Here is a 19004-nt window from a genome sequence, read left to right on the forward strand (position 1 = left end):
CTTGGGCAGCGCGATCGGCACCGTATGGCCGTGGCAGACACTGGCCTCACTCGGTGTCACGGAGAATGATCTGTCGGCTCTTCAGGACATGCGCGGCCTTCCGACGGGGGCGGGCACGGAGGCGCCCATGGGTTCCGCGGGTGATTCCGACGGTTTGGCGGGTGCTTCGGCGAGGAGCCGGAATGTGCCGTCCCCTCCGTGGCCGGTTTCGAGGCGTCCGCCTATGGCGGTCATGCGCGCCTGAAGGTTGTCGAGTCCATTGCCGCTGTGGGATGCGGGGTTGTGGTAGGCGGGATCGGCGCCGTCGTTTTCGATGAGGAGTCGGACGACACCGTCGCGGTGGACGGCTGTGATGCGGCAGCGTGTGGCGTTGCCGTGGCGGAGGAGGTTGGTGACGGCTTCGCGCAGGGTGGTCGCGAGTGCGGTGTCGATGTGGGGGGCGACTGTTGGGAGTTCGATTCCTATGTGTACGTGGATGTCGGCGGCGTGGAGCATGGATTGTGCGGTTCTGATCTCCTGCTGAAGTGAGATGGCGCGGTAGCCGCTGGCGGCTTTGCGGACATCGGCGAGGGACTGGCCGGCCAGGGCGAGGACTTCGTCGACCTCCTGCATGGCGCGGTCGGGGTGGGTGGGGATGAGCTGGTCGATGAGTTCGCTTTTGCGGGTGATGGCGGAGAGGCTGAAGCCGAGGATGTCGTGGAGGTCGCGGGCGAAGCGGAGTCTCTCTCCGGTGACTGCCTGGCGGGCGAGTTCACCGCGGGTGGTGTGGAGGTGTGTGGTGAGGTGCGCCAGGCGGGTGAGTCCGTAGAGGACGAGTCCGGTGAGGAGTGTGGTGTGGGTGAGGTAGATGCCGTGGAGCAGGGGATGGCCGGTCAGCAGTGGCGGGATGAGCATGCTGAGCCCCACGGTGGCGTAGAGGGGCCAGGCCACTCGGGGCGGCAGGAGAAGGAGTAAGGAGCCGGCGAGGTAGCCGGCCATGGTTTCCCAGTAGGCGTGGAAGATGACGAGTGGCAGGTAGGTGAGGAGTGCCTGGAGGACGAGGGTCAGGCGTGTGCGGGGCGGGGATGCCTGGTTGTTGCCGGGTGTGGAGTGGAGGAGTTGCAGGGCGGTGATCGGCAGAAGCAGGAGCAGACCGGTTGCTTCGGCTGTAGGGGACACTCCGGCGGTGAGGATGCTGGTGGTGGTGAGGAGCGTGTAGCCCAGGAGTGCGGCGATGAGGATGGTGCGTGCGATGCGGGGTGCGGGGAGACGGTTGCCGGGTGTGGGCGGGGCTGCCGCCTCGGGGCTGCGGCCCGTCGACTCCTCCGCACGGTGGGAACGGTCGTGACTGTCCATCATCTCCACGGATACTCCGCAACCATGTGCGCCGGCCCGCCGGTTTGGCCTGCGGTCCGGCGAGTGTGTGCGTGTGCACCGCCGGATGCTGCCCGCGGTGACAGGTGTTGATGCCGTCGATTTCTCGCCGGGCAACCCCCTGGTCCCGTTGGATGGCCTCGGGGCCGCACCGCCGTCAGTCCGAGCCCCGCAGCCGCTCCGCGGCCGTCAGCGCCTCCGGCTGGCCGGCCTGGGAGCGCCGGTCCGCCCGGTCGGGAGTCGTTTCGGACCAGCGCCGGCCGAGGCGGTTGAGGGAGTCACGGTCGGTGGCCCGGATCGAATCGGTCTGCTTCGTGACGTACGCCCGGTGGGCGGCGGACCCGGTGGCGTCCGCCAGGTCGGCGAGGTGCCGCACGAGGATGTCCTTGAACTGATTCCGGTTGTCCTCGCAGGAGTTCGTGCCGAGGTCGCAGGACTTGCTCTGCACGCCGTCGCGGGTCGGCGCCGGCGAGGGGATCGCGGCGTCGGCCAGGCGCTCGGCGTCTGATCCCGTTCCTCAAGCCGCTCGCGGACTACGGCTGGGCGGTCGGGCGGACCTCGTCGCTGGTGCCGTACGTGATGCTCAGCGGCCGGTCCGCGGTCACACCGGTGGCGTCGAACGGCCCGGCATCGCATTGATGTCGAACGTCCGGTCCGGCGGCGGCGTGGCCGTGGGCACCGGCTTGTCGAAAGCCGAGAAGCCCATGACCGCGTGCGCCCCACCGTCCTCGATCGTGATCCTCAGCGGGTACGGCCTGCCGGTGGCCGCGACGTACATCGTCAGCTTCCGGTCGTCCCTGAGCCTGGTCAGCGGTACCACCGAGGCGCCGTCGAGGGTGGTCTTCCTGCCCTTGTTCAGCGTTCCCCGGTCGTTGTCCGCGTTGTCGCCCACCATCTTCTGGAACGTGTCCAGATCGCATCCGGTCACCAGCTGACGCAACCTCGGATCGGTGGCCGAGCTCTTCATGTAGCGCCCGTCGAGGATCGCTGCGAAGGCCGCGCCACCGCCCGGAACCTGGTTCTTCCAGAAGTCCGCGTCCGGCTTGACCCAGACGTCGTCGCCGCGCTTCACGATCCGGACCGACCCCTGCTTGTTGCCGAGATCCACCGAACCGTTGCAGTTGCCGTCCCGGTCCAGGGTCAGCTCCAGGGTCATCGACGGGTTGCCCCTGTCGAGGTCGCCGTGCGTGCTGAGGTGCAGGGAACGTACGCCCATCAGGGCGTCACGCGAGCGGTCGACGATCTGCTGGGCGGTGAGCGTGTCGATGCCGTCGTCAGCTCGTGCCGCACCGCCGCCGATGACGCTGCCGCCCGTGAGTCCCAGTGCGAGGGCCGCCGCCCAGGCGGCCCGGCGTGTGCCGATGAGTTGGCCGGTCACGGCGCCTCCCTCGAAGGGCCCGTCGGGGCCTGTTCAGGTGTGCGATCCGATCCTTTCGAGCGTACGCCGGGGCAGGGGGGCCGCGCGACGGAGGAAGGTGTCACGCGACCCACCCCTCCCCGGCGCGGCCGGTCCGGTCCTCAGGCCAAGGGGGCGTCACGGTCCAGGAGCCGTGCCAGCCCACCCGCCAGCCGCTCCCGCAGCCGGTCCGGATCGCCGTCCACCCACGGATGAACGGCGTGGAACGCGGCCCAGTCCACCAGCCAGTCCCGCACGTCGCGGGCCCCCATCAGCGAACGTAGCAAGAGGCACTGACATCGATGCCGCCAGTCTCCGGCCGCGGTCCTCGGCCTCGGTTTCCGGCCGCTCTCCACCGAACGGTTGAGCAGACCGCCCGCTACTCGTTACCCTCCGGTAAGTTCGTTCGGGCGTACAGGTGCGGGCGCGCGCACCTGCCGATACGAGGAAGGCAGGCAGCCCATGTCCTCAGCGGAAGCCGTCGAAACCACCGAACCGGCCGGCCCGCCCGGACTGGCCGACAGCGCACAGGCACTGGCCGAAGGCCGTACCACCTCGGCCGAGCAGGTGTCCGCGGCCCTGAGCCGTATCGAAGCGAGCCAGGGCACCCTCAACGCCTTCAGACACCTGCGCGCCGAGGCCGCGCTCGCCGAGGCCGCGGAGGCCGATCGCCGGCTCGCCGCGGGGGAGCGGCTGCCCCTGCTCGGGGTTCCGGTCGCCGTCAAGGACGACACCGATGTCGTCGGGATGCCGACCTACTTCGGCTGCGCCGGCGATCTGCCGCCCGCCACCGCCGACAGCGAGGCCGTACGCAGGCTGCGGGCCGCCGGCGCCGTGATCGTCGGCAAGACCAACTCCTGCGAGCTGGGCCAGTGGCCGTTCACCGAGGGCCCCGCCTTCGGCGCCACCCGCAACCCCTGGAACACCGGGCACACCCCCGGCGGCTCGTCCGGCGGTTCCGCGGCGGCCGTCGCGGCCGGGCTCGTACCCGCCGCGCTCGGCTCCGACGGCGCCGGGTCCGTCCGTATCCCCGCGGCCTGGACCCATCTCGTCGGCATCAAACCGCAGCGCGGCCGGATCTCCGTCCACCCGCACCACGACGCCTTCCAGGGCCTGACCGTCAACGGCCCGCTGGCCCGGACCGTCGCCGACGCGGCCCTGCTGCTCGACGCCGTCGCCGGAGCGCACCCCGACGACCCGCACCGCCCGCCGCCCGTCGAGGCAGCGGCCGCCGCCCGCCGCGACCCGGGCCGGCTGCGCATCGCCCTCGCCTGGCGCCCCCCGCTCACCCTCACCGGCTCCACGCCCCACCCCGACGTACGACGGGCCGTCACCGCGCTGGCCGAGGTCCTCGCCCGCCTCGGCCACGACGTCGAGGAGGCCAGGCCCCGCTACGGGCTGATCGGCCTCGGCTTCGTCCCCCGCGCCACCGCCGGGATCGCCGAACTCGCCGCCCTTCACCCCGATCCCGCGCTTCTCGACCCGCGCACCCGCAGCGCCCTGCGCACCGGCACCCGGCTCGGCGGCCGGGTGGTGCGCGCGGCCAGGGAGCGGGAGGTGCTCCAGCACCGCAGGATCGGCGCGTTCTTCCACACGTCCCGGACCCGCGCCGGCTACGACGTGCTGCTCACCCCGACGACCGCCCTGCCCCCGCCCCCGATCGGCAGGTTCGACGGGCTGAGCGCCTGGCGCACCGATGTGACGATGGCCGAGGCCTGCCCGTACGCCTGGCCCTGGAACGTACTGGGCTGGCCCGGCATCAACGTCCCGGCCGGGTTCACCGCCGACGGGCTGCCCGTCGGCGCCCAGCTGCTCGGCCCCTCCCGCAGCGAGGAACGGCTGATCTCCCTCGCCGCCCAGCTGGAGGCCGACCGTCGCTGGTACGAACACCGGCCCCCCGAGCTCAGGCCGGGCGGCGGGCGCTGACCACCCACACCCCCGCCCGCAGCAGCACACCCTCCGGGGTCTCGTGCGGCAGCAGCACATCCGTCATCGAGGCCCGGGTGGCATCGGAGACGGCGAGCCCCGGCGTCCTGGAGACGAAACCGACCGCCGTGCCCGCCGCCCACCACGGCGGCTCGCCCTCCGTCTCCAGCAGCGCCAGGCTCGTCCCGGGTGTCAGCTCGCGGCGCACGGTGCCGGCCATGGTGCGGCCCGCCACGCTCCGTACGAGGTGGAACCGCTGCACGCCACCGGGCAGCGTGTCCTTTGTCAGCAGAGACGACACGATCCGGTTGATGAAATGGAAGGCGAACGCCGTCCCGATGTACTCCGCGGCCTGCCCGGCCGGGAACGGCTGCTCGGTGCTCATGTCCTTGCCCCAGGCCAGCAGCCGGCGGTGGACGGGGTCCTTCGGCTCCTCGCCGCGCGCGATCGTCTCGGCCAGCCGGTGGGCGCCGGTGGCGTGCAGCAGCATGGTGTGCGCGTCCACACAGAACGGGCAGCGGTTGACGAGCGACACCCCGGCAGCCACCACCTCCTTCTCGGTGCGCGACGCCCGCCCGGCCAGCAGGGACTCCCGCATCACGGCCCAGGCACCGGCGAGCAGCGGCGGTGCGACGGACAGGACGGCAAAGGTCGGGGCACGGTCGATGCCGAAATCGGTGGACAGCTGGGTGTACACGTCGGCGACCGTGCCGGTCGCCGACTTCGGCGGAACGGGTGAGGTGTAACGGAAAGGTCCGGTCATGGCACCGATGCTCGCCCGCCCACCGGCCCGCGGTCGTCGTACACCCGGAGGCATCCGGCACTGATCCGGCGTGATGCGTCGCGGCCGTGGCTGCTCCCCGGGGAGTAGCCACGCCCCCGTCCCTCCGGATGATGCCACCGGGGCCGTACGGAGGTTAGGGTGCCGCACATGCGGGGGGACACGAAGAGTATCGACCGGCGAACTCGCCTGCTGCACACGGCACTTGCCGCCGTCATCGCGGCGGCGGTCATCGTCGCGGCCCTTGCCGCGTCGACGCCCGACGCCCTCGACCTGCTGCTCATCGCGGCCGGCTCACTCGCACTGGCCGGGCACCACAGGTTCCCGCGCGCGGTCCTCGCCGTCACCACGCTCTGCATGCTCGGGTACGTGATCCACGCGCAGCCGGGAAGCTGGGCGGCGTTCCCCGTGCTGGCCGCCGTGCACGCGGCCGCCCGCAGCGGACACCGGGCCTGGGGCGTCGCGGCGGGCGCCCTCTTCCTCACCGGCTGCTTCACGGTCCTCGCCGCCACCGCACCCGCCCCCCAGGACACCGTCGAGCGGACCCTTCTGCTGCTCGGCTGGTTCCTCTGCGCGGGGGTCACCGGACTCATCGACAAGAACTGGCAGGCGTATCTGCGCCAGACCGAACAGCGGGCCCTGGACGCCGAACGCACCCGGGACGAGACGGCCCTGCGCCGGGCGGGCGAGGAACGGCTCCGCATCGCCCGCGAGCTGCACGACTCGCTCACCCACTCCATCTCGATCGTCAAACTCCAGGCCGGAGTCGCCGTGCACCTCGCCCGCAAACGGGGCGCCGAGGTGGAACCCGCCCTGCTCGCCATCCAGGAGGCGAGCGGCGAGGCCATGCGTGAACTGCGCGCGACGCTGGAGGTGCTGCGAACCGATGTCGTCGAACCGGGCACCGGCCTCGACCGCATCGACGAGCTTGCCGAGCGGGCCCGTACCGCGGGCATCGCGCTCGCCGTCACCGTCAGCGGCGACGAACGCCCCCTGTCCCCGGCCGTCGACCGGGCCGCGTACCGCATCGTGCAGGAGGCCCTCACCAACGTCGCCCGGCACGCCGACCGCGCCAGGACCACCGTCCGCCTCACCTACACCGAGCAGGCCCTGACCGTGCACGTCGACGACCATGGCCCCTGCGCCGCCGGGGACACCGTCACCGCGGGCACCGGCCTCACCGGCATGCGGGAGCGCGTCACCGCACTCGGCGGCACCCTCGACGCCGCCCCCCGTCCGGCCGGCGGCTTCTCCGTGCGCGCGACGCTTCCCCTGCACCCGGCCGGAACCGCCCGATGACCGCCGCGGACACCCCGGCGATCCGGGTCCTGATCGTCGACGACCAGGCGCTGATGCGGGCCGGATTCCGGGCCCTGCTGGACTCGGAGGACGGCATCGAGGTGATCGGCGAGGCCGCCGACGGCCGCCAGGGCCTGGAGCTCGCCCGGCTGCACACCCCGGACGTCGTCCTCGTCGACGTACAGATGCCCGTCATGGGAGGCATCGAGGCTACCCGCGAGATCGCGGCCGACCCCCGGCTGGCCGACGTCCATGTCGTGATCCTCACCAATTACGGCCTCGACGAGTACGTCTTCGACGCACTGCGTGCCGGAGCCGCCGGCTTCCTCCTGAAGGACACCGAGCCTGCCGAACTCCTCAGGGCCATCCACGTCGCGGCCCGCGGTGACGCGCTGCTCTCGCCCGCCGTGACCCGGCGGCTGATCGGCGAATTTGTCGCCAGACCACCCGACCGGAGCACTGCGCCCGGCTTCGAGACCCTCACCCGCAGGGAACGCGAAGTCAGCGCCCTCGCCGCCCGCGGACTGACCAACGAGGAGATCGCCGCACACATGGTGATCAGCCCCCTCACCGCGAAAACCCACATCAGCCGTGCCATGACGAAGCTGGGCGCCCGCGACCGGGCGCAGCTCGTCGTCTTCGCCTACGAATCGGGCCTTGTCGCACCCCGGGAACCCCGCCCCTGAATCCGTTGCGGCAAGGGCCCTGACCACCCGTCCACGGCAGTGGACATTCGCCCCCGGGCGCCGTACGCGAGATCATGGAGCGCAACGGAGTGGATGGGTGGTGACCAGTATGGCGTCCGCAGGCCCGCAGTCGGCGCCCGGAGCCGAACCTTCGCAGCCCAGCACCAGCACCCCCACGAGCTCCTTCGACACGGCGAACGACGCGACCGCGGTGATCGCGGGCAGCGGAACGGTCGTCGGCTGGACGCACAGCGCACAGGAGCTGCTGGGATACCGCGACACCGAGGTGGTAGGACGTTCCGCGGGTTTCCTCCTCGCGATGCCCGAGGACCCGGTACGGGTGGCGGGGATCGCCGAGCGCTGCCGTGCGGGCGCGGGGTGGAGCGGCGCCGCCGACGTACGGCGCCGCGACGGCCGGCGCATCGAAGTGGACCTGCGGGTCTCGGCCGCGTTCAACCTGGACGGCCGGGAGTGCTTCCTGGTCTCCGGACGCGAACGGCGACCGGAGTGGACGGTCGGGCAGTCGGTGCTGGACGCCTTTGTGACCAGCTCACCGATCGGTATGGCGGTGATGAGCCCGCAGCTGCGCTACGTCTGGATGAACGACGCCCTGGAACGAATCGGCGGCGTCCCGCGCGAGCAGCGCGTGGGCCACCGGATGAGCGAAGTGCTCCCGGGACTGGAGGCCGACGCCCTGGAGACCCTGATGCGCGGCGTGCTGGAATCCGGGGTCCCCGTCATGGACTACGAGTACCAGGGCTGGAGCTGGGCCGATCCGCACCGCCCCCGCGCCTACTCCACGTCGTTCTTCCCCCTGACCGACGGCGACGGCACCGTCAACGGCATCTGCTACATGGTCCTGGACGTCACCGACCGCTGGAAGGCCCAGCAGCGCCTGGCCCTGGTCAACGACTCCGGAACCAGCATCGGCAGCACCCTGGACGTGATGCGCACGGCCCAGGAACTGGCCGACTTCGCGGTGCCCCGGTTCGCCGACTTCGTCACCGTCGACCTTCTGGAGCCGGTCGCCAGCCCCGACGGGCCCGCCCCGTGGCCCGCCGGTACGGGCCCCGTCGAGACCGGGCCCGGTACGAGGCCTTCCGGTAGGGGAGCCGCCTGCCGCGGTGCCGGAGCCGATGACGGAGACGGCGCCGTGCCGCCCCGGCCGAATCTGCGCCGCGCAGGCCTGAGTTCGGTGCGGGAGGGCTGTCCGGAGGCGATCTACCAGGTCGGGGACGTGGTGGATTCCGTGCCCCCGCCCCATGACGTCCGGTTCCTCAGCGAAGGCGAACCCGTCCTGATCCCGGCCCTCAGGTCCGTCCAGGATCTGTGGGAGGCCGAACAACCCGCCAGGGCGGCGACGATCCGCGATTACGGTCTCCACTCCCTCATCGCCGTACCCATGAGGGCCCGGGACACGGTGCTCGGCCTGACCACCTTCGTACGATCGGTGAATCTGGTCCCTTTCGAACCGGACGACGTGCTGCTGGCCCGCGAACTGGTGGCACGGGCCGCCGTCTCCGTGGACAACGCCCGCCGCTACACCCGCGAGCACGCCGCGGCACTCACACTGCAGCGCAGCCTGCTTCCGCACATGCTCCTCGGAGGCATGGCCCTGGACGTGGCCTCCTCGTATCTCCCGGCTGACGCCAAGGACGGGGTCGGGGGCGACTGGTTCGATGTGATCCCGCTGTCCGGGGCCCGGGTCGCTCTGGTCGTCGGTGATGTCGTGGGACACGGCATCAGCGCCGCCGCGACCATGGGCCGGCTCCGCACCGCGGTCCACACCCTCGCTGACATGGACCTTCCCCCCGACGAACTGCTGGCCCACCTCGACGACCTCGTACTCCGCCTGAGCGACGAGGAACCCGATGACGAGGCAAGCGGTACGACCGTGCTCGGCGCCACCTGCCTGTACGCCGTCTACGACCCGGTCACCCAGCTCTGCACGATGGCGCGCGCCGGCCACCCGCCCCCCGTCGTCGTCCGCCCGGACGGGCACGTCAGCTTCCCCGAACTGCCCGCGGGCCCCCCGCTGGGGCTGGGCTCGCTGCCCTTCGAGACAGCGGAGATCAAGCTGCCGGAAGGCAGCCTGATCGGCCTCTACACCAACGGCCTCATCGAGGGCAGGGACCGCGACGCCGAACTCGGGATGTTCCACCTGGGCAGCGTCCTGGCCCAGAACGGACTGCCCCTGGACAGACTGTGCGCCAAGGTCGTGGAGCAACTGCTCCCCGTGCCCCAGCCCGACGACGTCGCCCTGCTGCTCGCCCGCACCCATGAGCTCAGCGCCGACCACGTCGTCTCGTGGGACGTGCCCTCCGACCCGGCGGCCGTCGCGGGCGCCCGGGCCCGGACGGCCCGCGTGCTGAGGACCTGGGGCCTGGAGGAACTGGAGATGACGACCGAACTGATCGTCAGCGAACTGGTCACCAACGCCCTGCGCTACGCCACCGGCCCGATCCGGCTGCGGCTGCTGCGTCAGTCCGTCCTGATCTGCGAGGTCTCCGACACCAGTAACACCTCCCCCCGCCTGCGTCACGCCAGAACCACGGACGAGGGCGGCCGCGGCCTCTTCCTCGTAGCCCAGCTGACCCGCCGCTGGGGCACCCGGTACACACCCGAGGGCAAGATCATCTGGACGGAGCAGGAACTACCCTCGACGGAGGGATGAGGGGCACCGGACGTTCTGCACGGCACCGGCTCTACGGCACCGGCTCTACGGCACCCGAGCGGTCCATTCCGTGGTGCCGAACTTCGTACGTACGAGCTCCTCGGCCCTGGCCATCTCCTCGTCCGTCACCTTGCCCTGAGTCAGGCCGTGCCGGTTGCGGAAGGACTCGATCATCCGCTCGATGACGGCCTCGCGCGCCAGCCCCGTCTGGCGGCGCAGCGGGTCGACACGCTTCTTCGCGCTCCTGGTGCCCTTGTCGGAGAGCTTCTCCCTGCCGATCCGGAGCACCTCCAGCATCTTGTCGGCGTCGATGTCGTACGCCATGGTCACGTGGTGCAGAACGGCACCCACCCCGCCGACCACACGCTTCTGGGCCGCGCCCGCGATCTTCCCGGCTTCCGTGGCGATGTCGTTGAGCGGCTGGTACCAGGCCTTGATGCCCATGTCGCCGAGAGCTTCGAGGACCCAGTCGTCGAGGTAGGCGTAGCTGTCGGCGAACGAGAGGCCGGAGACGAGGGCGTCCGGAACGGAGAGCGAGTACGTGATGGTGTTGCCGGGCTCGACGAACATGGCCCCGCCGCCGGACACGCGGCGGACGACCGTGATGCCGTGGCGTTCGGCGCCGGCCGGGTCGACCTCGTTGCGCAGGGACTGGAAGCTGCCGATGATCACGGCGGGCGAGGCCCACTCCCAGACCCGCAGCGTCGGCGGACGGCGGCCCGCGGCGACCTCGGCGGTGATGACCTCGTCCAGGGCCATGTGGAGGGCGGGGGACTGCGGGGCTTCGTGGATGAGCTGCCAGTCGTAGTCGCTCCACTCGGTGGCGTGCGCGAGGGCCCGGCGCACGGCTACGGCGACGCCCTCCGCGGTCAGTCCGAGCATGACGGTCGACTCCGGCAGCCCGGCCGTGATCCGGGCCGCCAGGCCTGCGGCGTCCGTTGAGGACGGGGCACCCTCCAGGGCCCTGTCGATCGCGAGGATTGCCTCGTCGGGCTCCAGGAAGAAGTCCCCGGCGACGCGCACGTTGCGTAGTACGCCTTCCTCGACGTCCAGGTCTACGACGACAAGCTTGCCGCCGGGCACCTTGTACTCGCCATGCACGGCTTCGTTCCCTTCCAGTGCGCGGCGTGGATCCTGAGCCTGTTGCTCCGACGTGGGATGGACGCGCACATACCTCGCATCGCACTTTAATGCGCGCTCGTACCGAGCGGCTACGCAGCCTGTATGCCGCTGGAGCGGCATCGGAGGCACGACCGCCGAGCCTGTCGTACGCCTGCGGGACAAACAGATCCCGGCGAATGCTTCTTCTGGTTCGAATGCCTCGTACAGTGAGGCGATGCCGTGGGTGTTGAGGTTGTCCATCACCAGCACCACGGCCTCGGCGTCGGGGTAGTCCACGCTCAGCAGCTGCTTGACCTGGCCGGCCCAGTCGATCCGGGTCCGCTGGGACAGTGCCTGAACTCGACGCCGCCCGCGTAGGGGTTCGGTCCACACGAAGATTGAGCACGTGCCGCAGCGGATGTACTCGCTGTCCTGGCAGGCATCGCGACCAGGGCGGGCCGGGAGCGGGTCGCGGGCATGGTCGAGGAGCTGGTAGGGCTTCTCGTCCATGCACACCACCGGACGTCCCGGGTCATAGGGCCGGGCATAGACGGCCAGCACGTCTTCCATCCGCGCCGCGAACTCCGCGTTCGCTCGCGGTGGGATGGTCCAGCACTTCTTCAGATGAGGACGCAGTTGCGTTTTTTTAAGATCCGCCCGATGGTGGAGTGGTCCAGGTCGGGGATGTCCTCGACCAGCGCGACGTGCTTCTCCAGCAGCCGCAGCGACCATCGGGCATAGCCCTGGGGTGGCTGTGAGCACGCCATCGCGATCAGCCGGGCTTCGACCTCACCGGTCACCGGCGAGGGCACCGGCGGGAGGGCGCGCTTCTTCCGAGCAATCGTGGCGTGAACATCACCACCGGTCTCGGCGAAACGCTTGGCGACCAGCCGCAACGTCTCACCGGAGACGCCGAGTCGGACCGCGATCGCCTCCTTGGTGTCCACCTCACCCACCGAGCTGTCCAGCGCAAGCAGCACCCGCGCACGCATGATCATCGAGGCCCCACGAACACCTGTCGTGGTCACCCGGACCAGCTCTTCACGATCCTGCGCGGTCAACCTGACCGGCCGCTTCTTCTGCGAACCCATGACAACAGTCCTGTCTGGCAAAGGGGAAGGAATCTGCCAGACACCAACCTCCCAGTCAGGTGCACCATAACTAAGCGGCGACACGCTACTAGGGAGGGTTTTGGACATGGTTTCTTTTGGCGGTAGTGCGGGGGATAGCTGCGAGGATGCCTCGCATGGACCTACCTGCCAACACTGTGCTTGTCTTCGATCAGAGCGAAGACCTTTGTGTCTTCGCGTCCTTCGTGCACGCAGAGGACTGGCGATGGCAGCGCGGTGGCTGTAACCGCTTCGGATGGCTGGAAAGGCCCTGTAACTCCTGGCGAGGACTGGCCGGGTTGACAGAGCAGATTTGAGCGGCAGGGTAGCCCGCTACTGGAGACTCCGTCAGGTCGGCCAGTGGCCCCTCGACCCCGTGCAGACAGTTGACGGAGCAGCTGGAGGCGGCCGGCCAGGACACGAGGGTTTCGATCGAGGTCCCGCCGGGCGGCCGGGCGAAGCTGAGCGTGGGCAAGCTCGGCGCGCTGGACGAGCCGAACTCGCCGGCTTGGTTGCGGGGCGGGTGGAGAAGGTACTTCCGAAGATCGACCCGCCGGAGCTGTCGTTCGATGTGCACGGCTGGACCGGGTTCCTGGACGTCAGGAGTTGCGCGGAGTCACCAGGCCGGATTCGTAGGCGAGTACCACGAGTTGGGCGCGATCGCGGGCGTGGAGTTTGGTCATGGCCCGGTTGATGTGGGTCTTCGCCGTCACTGGACTGATCACCATGCGGCCGGCGATCTGGTCGTTGGACAGACCCTGCGCGACCAAGGTGACGGCCTCGCGTTCGCGGCCGGTCAGCTCGTCCAGCCCGGTGTCGGCGACGGCGGGGAGCGGCTGGGTGACGTACTGGTTGATCAGCTTGCGGGTGATGGACGGCGCGAGCAGCGCGTCACCGCGGGCAGCGACACGCACAGCGTGCACGAAGTCGTCCGGCACGATGTCCTTGACGAGGAAACCGGCGGCGCCGGCGCGCAGCGCGTCCAGGACGTACTCGTCCATGCCGTAGTTGGTAAGGATGACGACGTGCACCGGGGCCAGGGCCGGGTCCGCGGCGATGCGCCGGGTGGCCTCGATGCCGTCGACGACCGGCATCTGGATGTCGATCAGCACGACATCGGGCAGGTGCTGTTTGGTCAGCGCCAGGCCCTGTTCGCCGTCGGCTGCCTCGGCCACCACCTCGATGTCGTCTTCGAGATCGAGGAGTGCACGGAATCCGCTGCGGATGAGCGGCTGGTCGTCGACGAGCAGGACACGGATCATGACGCTCGCTCCACGGGGAGTTCGGCCTGGACGGTGAAGCCGCGCTCGCTGCGCGGCTGCGCGCGCAGCCGGCCGCCGAGGGCGGTGACGCGTTCGCGCATGCCGAGCAGCCCCAGACCGGGCTTCGGCACTGCGGTCGGCGTGGCCTTGCCGTCGTCATCGACCTGGATGGCCAGTGAGTCGGCCCGGTAGACGATGCGCACCGACGCCGTTGCGGCACCGGCATGCCGGGCGATGTTGGTCAGCGACTCCTGAACGATCCGGTAAGCAGTCCGGCCCACCGCGGCCGGCACATCGGTCCGCTGCCCCTCGATCGTCAGCGTCGCCTCCAGGCCCGCCCTGCTTGCCTGTTCCACCAGTTCCGGGATGTGGTCGAGGCCGCGGGGCGGGGTGGTGTCGTCATCGCGCAGCGCCTCCAGGGTGGCGCGCAGCTCCCGGGTCGCCTCACGTCCGGCCTCCTGGATCGCGAGCAGGGTCTCGGGTACCTGTTCACCCCTCCTGCGGGCCACGTGGACGGCGACTTCCGACTGGACCTTGATGATCGAGATCTGGTGGGTGAGCGAATCATGCAGCTCCCGCGCGATGTGCAGCCGCTCCTCATCCGCACGGCGCCGCGCGGTCTCCTCCCGGGTGCGCTCGGCCTCGTCCGCCCGCTGCTCGGCCTGCCGCAGCGCCTCCCCGGCGGCGAACGCGGCGATCAACCAGGCAATCTCCAGGACATGTCGGGCCTGCGCCAACGCCTCACCCGCAGGCCCATCGTGGAAGACCAGGGCAGTGAGGAGAAGAACGACCAGCATCGTGACGGAAGCCGTCACGGTGACGGCCCGGTGCCCGGCCCGCACCGCGCCGTACACCGCGACCAGGTACGAGACGGCGAGCACGTCGAAACCCGCCGCCTGATACCCCACCGCACACAGCCCGGTGACGGCCAGGACGGTCAGCGGAGCGCGGCTACGCGCGGCCAGCGCGAGGCCACCGGCCGCCAGCAGCGCGTAGCCGAGCATGTCGGGGCCCGTGCCGGGAGGCTCCCCGGACAGCCCGGTGCCCAGCAGCAGGGCCGCCACACCGAGGGCGATCGCCCAGTCTCTGACACCGGCCGGAACGCCGAACCGACCTTTGTCCATGCGCGCACCTTAACCGGGTGCCGCTGCGGGCACGTCCCGCTCGTGGACGAGCGGTCGGCTACCGCGCCCGCAGTATCCGGGCGGCTCCTGCCGCATCCGCAGCAGGCGTCTGCGGCATCAGCGGCAGCGCAAAGTGCCTGCGCCTGAAGGACGACCGGCACTGCGGTCGGCAGACATGCTCAAGTCACAGCGAAACCCTGGGACTGCCCAGCGAAAAGAATGGAGAGAGGCATGAACGCATCAGACGTTGTGATGGCGGCTGCCGAGGGCGGAGTCATCGGCGACGGGCGGACCGGTGCCAACCTGGCCCTCGCGGTAGGGGCGGTCGGCGTGGCCATCGGCTGGCTGACGCTGGCCCGCATCGCCGGCCGTATCCGCACCGGCAGCGCGCGCACCGGCGCCATCTCGGCCATGACGGTGGGGCTGGCCGGCACGGTCCTCGCGGTGCTGCACCTGGCCACCTCCAGCGGCGGTCCCGGCACCGGCAACGGGCTCGTCGGAGCCGTCGCGGCCATCCCGTTGGGAGCGATCGCCATCGTCCTCGGTTGCCGGGCGCTGATCCGTTCCCGCCGCACCGTGCCTGCCGGCTGACCGCAGCGAATCCGTGCGCGGCCGGACACGGTCAGCCGCGGGCTGCGAGACCGCGCGTGATGCCGTAGGCAACGGCACCGAGGGCCAGTACCGCGGCCTTGGAGATCACCGAGGAGATGGGCAGGGCGAAGGCCAGGATCAGGCAGCCGACCAGGCCGAGGACGGGAATGACCCGTGCGGGGCGGCCTTCTTCCGGGGGCAGGGTCCAGGCGGAGGCGTCGGCGATCGCGTAGTACGTCAGGACGCCGAAGGAGGAGGAACGGCCACAGCCACCGACAGAGTCCGATCGGCCCCCAGGACATGGGCCCTTGCCCCTCGGTTATGGTCGGCGGCGGAGGTAGGCGCGATGATGTATCAGTACACACGAGTAGTGGGCGTGGCAGCGCGCCTTCTGTTTGTCGTGGTGCTGGCACTCGGCGTGTTCGTCATGCACACCGTCGGTCACCCCGCCGAGGGATCCGGCGCGGGGACGTCCTCCTCCATGCACACGGTCGGCATGGGCGAAAGATCCGTGCACGGACGCCAGGTGGATGCCGTCACGGATACGGGCCCGCTCCATGACCTGCCGGCCACGAACCCGTATGCCGGCCCGGCGCGGACCAGTGCCGCCGTATCGTCGAATGAGCCCGGTACGGACATGGACATGGCCTCGCTGTGTCTGGCGGTCCTCGGCACGTGGGCTCTGGCCGCACTGCTGCGCGCAGTCTTCATGGGCCGGCGCGACTGGTTCGCCAAGCTTGTCACCGGAGTTCTCGCAGCCGTAAGTCCGAACTCTCCGCCCGGGGCGCCCGATCTCGCGCAACTGTCGATTCTGCGGATCTAGGCCGGTCCTCCTGCGCAGGGTGCGCCCTCCCGGGCTGCCCGCCAGACGCCTGCCCATCTGCTCGTTCAGAATCGATCGTACGAGGTACACGACATGACCGCCTTCAAGCGTGCCGTCAACCGGCCGCTGCGCCGCCGGGTGGCGGTGGGAGCCATTGCCAGCAGCGCGCTGCTGCTCGCCGCCTGCGGCGACAACAGTGCAGACTCCTCCGCCGCCACGCCAGAGACGCCCTCCGCCCCGATCAGGCATGTGCACGGGCTCGGCATCGACCCAGCCGATCAGCAGCTGTACGTTGCCGCCCATGACGGGATCTTCACCACGGGCAAGGGCGGCGAAGCCGTGCGGGTCGGCAGGAGCAAGGACGATTTCATCGGCTTCACCGTGGTCAAGGCCAAGACGTTCCTGGCCAGCGGACAACCCGCCCTCGGTACCGGCCCCAGCGACCGTGGGCTGATCGAGAGCACCGATTCGGGGAAGACCTGGAAGGCCCGCTCGCTGGCCGGCGAGGCCGACTTCCACGCCCTCAACTACGTTCACAACACCATTTACGGCTACGACAGCACCAATGCCCTGCTGCGCGTCAGCAAGGACGGAGCCGCCTGGGACGACCGGGCCCACCTCCAGGCACTGGACATCGCCGTCAGCCCCGACGACCCGGACACCATGCTGGCCACCACCGCCGACGGCATCGCGAGGAGCACCGACGGCGGAAGAACCTTCGCCGCAGGCCGGCAGCCGGCGATGGCCTTCCTCTCGTGGCCAAAGCCCGGCACGTTGTACGGAATCGACGACTCGGGCGGGCTCAACCGGAGCACCGACGGTGGCGCCACCTGGCAGAAGGCGGGCACGGTGCCCGGCGGACAGGCCCAGGCGCTCACGGCGGTAGACGCCGAGCACATCCTGGCCGCCACCCAGAACGGCGTGTACGAGTCGCGGAACGGCGGCAAGACCTTCACCAAGCGGTTCACGGTCGCCGCCGGCGACAGCCACTGATCCACACAAGCGGAAGACTCGGCCAGGGCAACGACATTGCCCTGGCCGAGTCGGGCGTTCCACCCTCTGGACACCAAAACATCAGGGCGCGATTGCATTCCCCGGGCCCCGGAGCCGGGGCCGGCCCCGGGGCCCGGGTGGGCGCGGCTGCGTCCGTGGCCTGTGACGAGGTGCGCTGCTCGTACTGCCTGCGCTGCCCGTAACGGGTCCGGCCCTGCGGCTTGTACACCGACAGGGCCGTCGCGACGAGGAGCACCAGCACAGCAGCACCGGACTGGATCACGAGCTGGGTCCTCAAGCCGTCGAGTCCACCACTGGACCAGTCCGCTCCCGCCGCTATACCGGCGATGTAACTGACCGGCTGCATGTGGACCAAAAGGACGATGGTGGACAGGGTCGTGATCACGAGTTTCACCACGACCCAGTAGTAGCGGACCAGGCCCCAGGCAGTACCCAGGGACGAGACAACCCCGGTCAGCAGCGAAGCGAAGCACAGCGGGACGATGACGAACCAGCCGGTCAGGTCCATCGCGATATACGCGGACCGTGCCGTCTGGGCCTCCTGGCTTGTCAGGCCCGCGACGGCGAGCGCAAGGAAGACGGCGACCGCACCGAGCCAGCCCACCGAGGCCGTGATGTGCGCGGTGAGCGCGACCTTGCGCGGGCGCGGCGTCATGGCCATCAGTGGTGGCCCCCCATGCCGCCGCCGGCCAGGTGCATGATCACGAACGCCAGGACCAAGGCGACAGCGACGACGGCGAACACGATCACCCATCGCGGCCTACCCGTGGCCGGAGTAGGTCCCGGCCTCCCCGCGTCCGTCCCGTCGCCTGAGTGGGGAGCAGGGGAAAAGTCGGCCATGAGTGCGTCCTTCGCTGTCGCGCGTGGTTACCGAGCCCTTCATGACGGTCACCTTTTGCGATACAGACTGTCTCTGTCAAGTCATAGTGTCATGGGGTCGTCGTCGCGTATATTTGGGGGATGCCGAAGCTCTGGAGCGAGACGATCGAGGCACACCGCCACACAGTGCGCGAAGCGACCCTGGACGCCGCCGCGACGCTGGTGGCCGAGCACGGCCTGCTCTCCGTGACGATGTCGCGAATCGCCCAGCAGACCGGCATCGGGCGGGCGACTCTGTACAAGTACTTCCCGGACGTCGAATCGATCCTGACCGCCTGGCACGAACGCCAGATCGCCGAGCACCTCGAACACCTCACCGCCGTGAGAGACCGAGCCGACAGTGAGGGCGAGAGACTCGAAGCCGTGCTGACGGCATACGCGCTCATGACCCACGGGCGGCACGGACACCACGGCACCGAGGTCGCGGCACTCCTGCATCAAGGCAAGCACGTCATCCGGGCGCACCAGCAACTCAGGGAACTCATCAGCGATTTGCTGGCCGAGGGCGCCAAGGCCGGCGATCTGCGGAACGATGTCGCGCCCGACGAACTCGCCGACTACTGCCTCCACGCCCTCGGCGCAGCCGGCAGCCTGCCCTCCGAGGCCGCGACCCTGAGGCTCGTCACGGTCACCCTGGCCGGACTGCGCTACCCGGCTGAAGCAGGCGGCCCAGCATCCGTCGGCCAGAAGGCGGTTGACCAGAAACAGCGCCTGCACCACCACCGACGGCACGGCGCCCACTGACCCTCGGCCTGAGGTGTTGCGGCCGCCTCCGACGGACACGGGTCGTTGTCAGCACCTACGCGCACTTCCCGCCCGCGCAGGGCGAACTCCCGCACCAGAACGCCCCCGACGACGCGCGCTCAGGTCGTTCCACCGCGGCAGGGCAGCCGACTCCCGCGCCGCCCCGAAATTCGTCGGCGAGGCCCTGGCCACCGCCGTCGAGACCGGCTGCACCGGCATCCGTGTCCTGCGCGCCGGCTCGC

Annotated in this window: 17 protein-coding genes and 4 pseudogenes; 9 read left to right on the forward strand and 12 right to left on the reverse strand. The window is 70.3% G+C overall.

From position 1 onward, the window contains the following. Positions 1-81: 81 nt before the first annotated feature. A complete protein-coding gene (locus tag OG507_RS34895; protein WP_327372199.1) occupies positions 82-1338 on the reverse strand; it encodes a sensor histidine kinase in 1257 nt (418 codons plus the stop codon). 172 nt (positions 1339-1510) lie between these two features. Then, positions 1511-1801, reverse strand: a complete 291-nt coding sequence (locus OG507_RS34900) for a hypothetical protein (protein WP_327371097.1) — start codon at positions 1799-1801, stop codon at positions 1511-1513. A gap of 11 nt (positions 1802-1812) precedes the next feature. Here OG507_RS34900 and OG507_RS40555 point away from each other — a divergent pair. Continuing rightward, positions 1813-1992 (forward strand): annotated as a pseudogene (locus OG507_RS40555) (hypothetical protein); the annotation flags it as partial. Here OG507_RS40555 and OG507_RS34905 read toward each other — a convergent pair. Both OG507_RS34905 and OG507_RS34910 read right to left on the reverse strand, forming a co-directional pair. Next, a complete protein-coding gene (locus OG507_RS34905; RefSeq protein WP_327371098.1) occupies positions 1955-2731 on the reverse strand; it encodes a hypothetical protein in 777 nt (258 codons plus the stop codon). The pseudogene OG507_RS40555 and the gene OG507_RS34905 overlap by 38 nt on opposite strands. A 140-nt stretch (positions 2732-2871) precedes the next feature. Continuing rightward, complete coding sequence (locus tag OG507_RS34910; protein ID WP_327371099.1) at positions 2872-3021, reverse strand: hypothetical protein; 150 nt, start codon at positions 3019-3021, stop codon at positions 2872-2874. Between the two features lie 190 nt (positions 3022-3211). Here OG507_RS34910 and OG507_RS34915 point away from each other — a divergent pair, with 190 nt between their 5' ends. After that, a complete protein-coding gene (locus OG507_RS34915) occupies positions 3212-4675 on the forward strand; it encodes an amidase (RefSeq protein ID WP_327371100.1) in 1464 nt (487 codons plus the stop codon). A 118-nt stretch (positions 4676-4793) separates the two neighbouring features. Here OG507_RS34915 and OG507_RS34920 read toward each other — a convergent pair. Continuing rightward, positions 4794-5438, reverse strand: a pseudogene (locus OG507_RS34920) (carboxymuconolactone decarboxylase family protein); the annotation flags it as partial. A 168-nt stretch (positions 5439-5606) separates the two neighbouring features. Here OG507_RS34920 and OG507_RS34925 point away from each other — a divergent pair. From OG507_RS34925 to OG507_RS34935, 3 genes are all read left to right on the forward strand, one after another. Then, positions 5607-6755, forward strand: a complete 1149-nt coding sequence (locus tag OG507_RS34925) for a sensor histidine kinase (RefSeq protein WP_327371102.1) — start codon at positions 5607-5609, stop codon at positions 6753-6755. Continuing rightward, complete coding sequence (locus OG507_RS34930; protein WP_327371103.1) at positions 6752-7441, forward strand: response regulator transcription factor; 690 nt, start codon at positions 6752-6754, stop codon at positions 7439-7441. The genes OG507_RS34925 and OG507_RS34930 overlap by 4 nt, the downstream gene beginning before the upstream one ends. Before the next feature lie 109 nt (positions 7442-7550). After that, positions 7551-10115 (forward strand): SpoIIE family protein phosphatase, encoded by a 2565-nt coding sequence (locus OG507_RS34935; RefSeq protein ID WP_327372200.1) that lies wholly within the window; start codon positions 7551-7553, stop codon positions 10113-10115. Between the two features lie 45 nt (positions 10116-10160). Here the strand turns inward: OG507_RS34935 and OG507_RS34940 are convergent, their stop codons facing one another. The 5 genes and pseudogenes from OG507_RS34940 to OG507_RS34960 form a co-directional block, all read right to left on the reverse strand. Beyond that, positions 10161-11216, reverse strand: coding sequence for a lipoate--protein ligase family protein (locus OG507_RS34940; RefSeq protein ID WP_327372201.1), 1056 nt, complete (start codon positions 11214-11216; stop codon positions 10161-10163). A gap of 216 nt (positions 11217-11432) precedes the next feature. Then, positions 11433-11948 (reverse strand): annotated as a pseudogene (locus tag OG507_RS34945) (transposase); the annotation flags it as partial. Then, on the reverse strand, positions 11837-12307 hold the full coding sequence (locus OG507_RS34950; protein ID WP_327365253.1) for a helix-turn-helix domain-containing protein: 471 nt from the start codon (positions 12305-12307) through the stop codon (positions 11837-11839). The pseudogene OG507_RS34945 and the gene OG507_RS34950, both read right to left, overlap by 112 nt. Positions 12308-12924: 617 nt before the next feature. Next, positions 12925-13587 carry a response regulator transcription factor gene (locus tag OG507_RS34955; protein WP_327371104.1) on the reverse strand — a complete coding sequence of 221 codons (663 nt, stop codon included), beginning with the start codon at positions 13585-13587 and terminating at the stop codon, positions 12925-12927. Next, a complete protein-coding gene (locus tag OG507_RS34960; RefSeq protein ID WP_327371105.1) occupies positions 13584-14711 on the reverse strand; it encodes a sensor histidine kinase in 1128 nt (375 codons plus the stop codon). The genes OG507_RS34955 and OG507_RS34960 overlap by 4 nt, the downstream gene beginning before the upstream one ends. A 231-nt stretch (positions 14712-14942) precedes the next feature. Here OG507_RS34960 and OG507_RS34965 point away from each other — a divergent pair, with 231 nt between their 5' ends. Beyond that, on the forward strand, positions 14943-15302 hold the full coding sequence (locus OG507_RS34965) for a DUF6223 family protein (RefSeq protein ID WP_327371106.1): 360 nt from the start codon (positions 14943-14945) through the stop codon (positions 15300-15302). A gap of 31 nt (positions 15303-15333) precedes the next feature. On the opposite strand, the pseudogene OG507_RS34970 reads toward OG507_RS34965, so the two are convergent. Beyond that, positions 15334-15558, reverse strand: a pseudogene (locus OG507_RS34970) (amino acid permease); the annotation flags it as partial. A gap of 120 nt (positions 15559-15678) precedes the next feature. Here OG507_RS34970 and OG507_RS34975 point away from each other — a divergent pair. Both OG507_RS34975 and OG507_RS34980 read left to right on the forward strand, forming a co-directional pair. Next, positions 15679-16125, forward strand: a complete 447-nt coding sequence (locus OG507_RS34975) for a hypothetical protein (RefSeq protein ID WP_327371107.1) — start codon at positions 15679-15681, stop codon at positions 16123-16125. Positions 16126-16218: 93 nt separating this feature from the next. Further along, entirely contained in the window at positions 16219-17118 is a 900-nt protein-coding gene (locus tag OG507_RS34980) for a F510_1955 family glycosylhydrolase (RefSeq protein ID WP_327371108.1), read from the forward strand. On the opposite strand, the gene OG507_RS34985 is transcribed toward OG507_RS34980, so the two are convergent. Then, complete coding sequence (locus tag OG507_RS34985) at positions 17090-17794, reverse strand: hypothetical protein (RefSeq protein ID WP_327371109.1); 705 nt, start codon at positions 17792-17794, stop codon at positions 17090-17092. The genes OG507_RS34980 and OG507_RS34985 overlap by 29 nt on opposite strands. Before the next feature lie 305 nt (positions 17795-18099). Here OG507_RS34985 and OG507_RS34990 point away from each other — a divergent pair, with 305 nt between their 5' ends. Continuing rightward, a complete protein-coding gene (locus tag OG507_RS34990) occupies positions 18100-18762 on the forward strand; it encodes a TetR/AcrR family transcriptional regulator (RefSeq protein WP_327371110.1) in 663 nt (220 codons plus the stop codon). Positions 18763-19004 lie beyond the last annotated feature (242 nt).

It is taken from the genome of Streptomyces sp. NBC_01217 (genome assembly GCF_035994185.1).
In the GTDB taxonomy this organism is placed as follows: Bacteria; Actinomycetota; Actinomycetes; order Streptomycetales; family Streptomycetaceae; genus Streptomyces.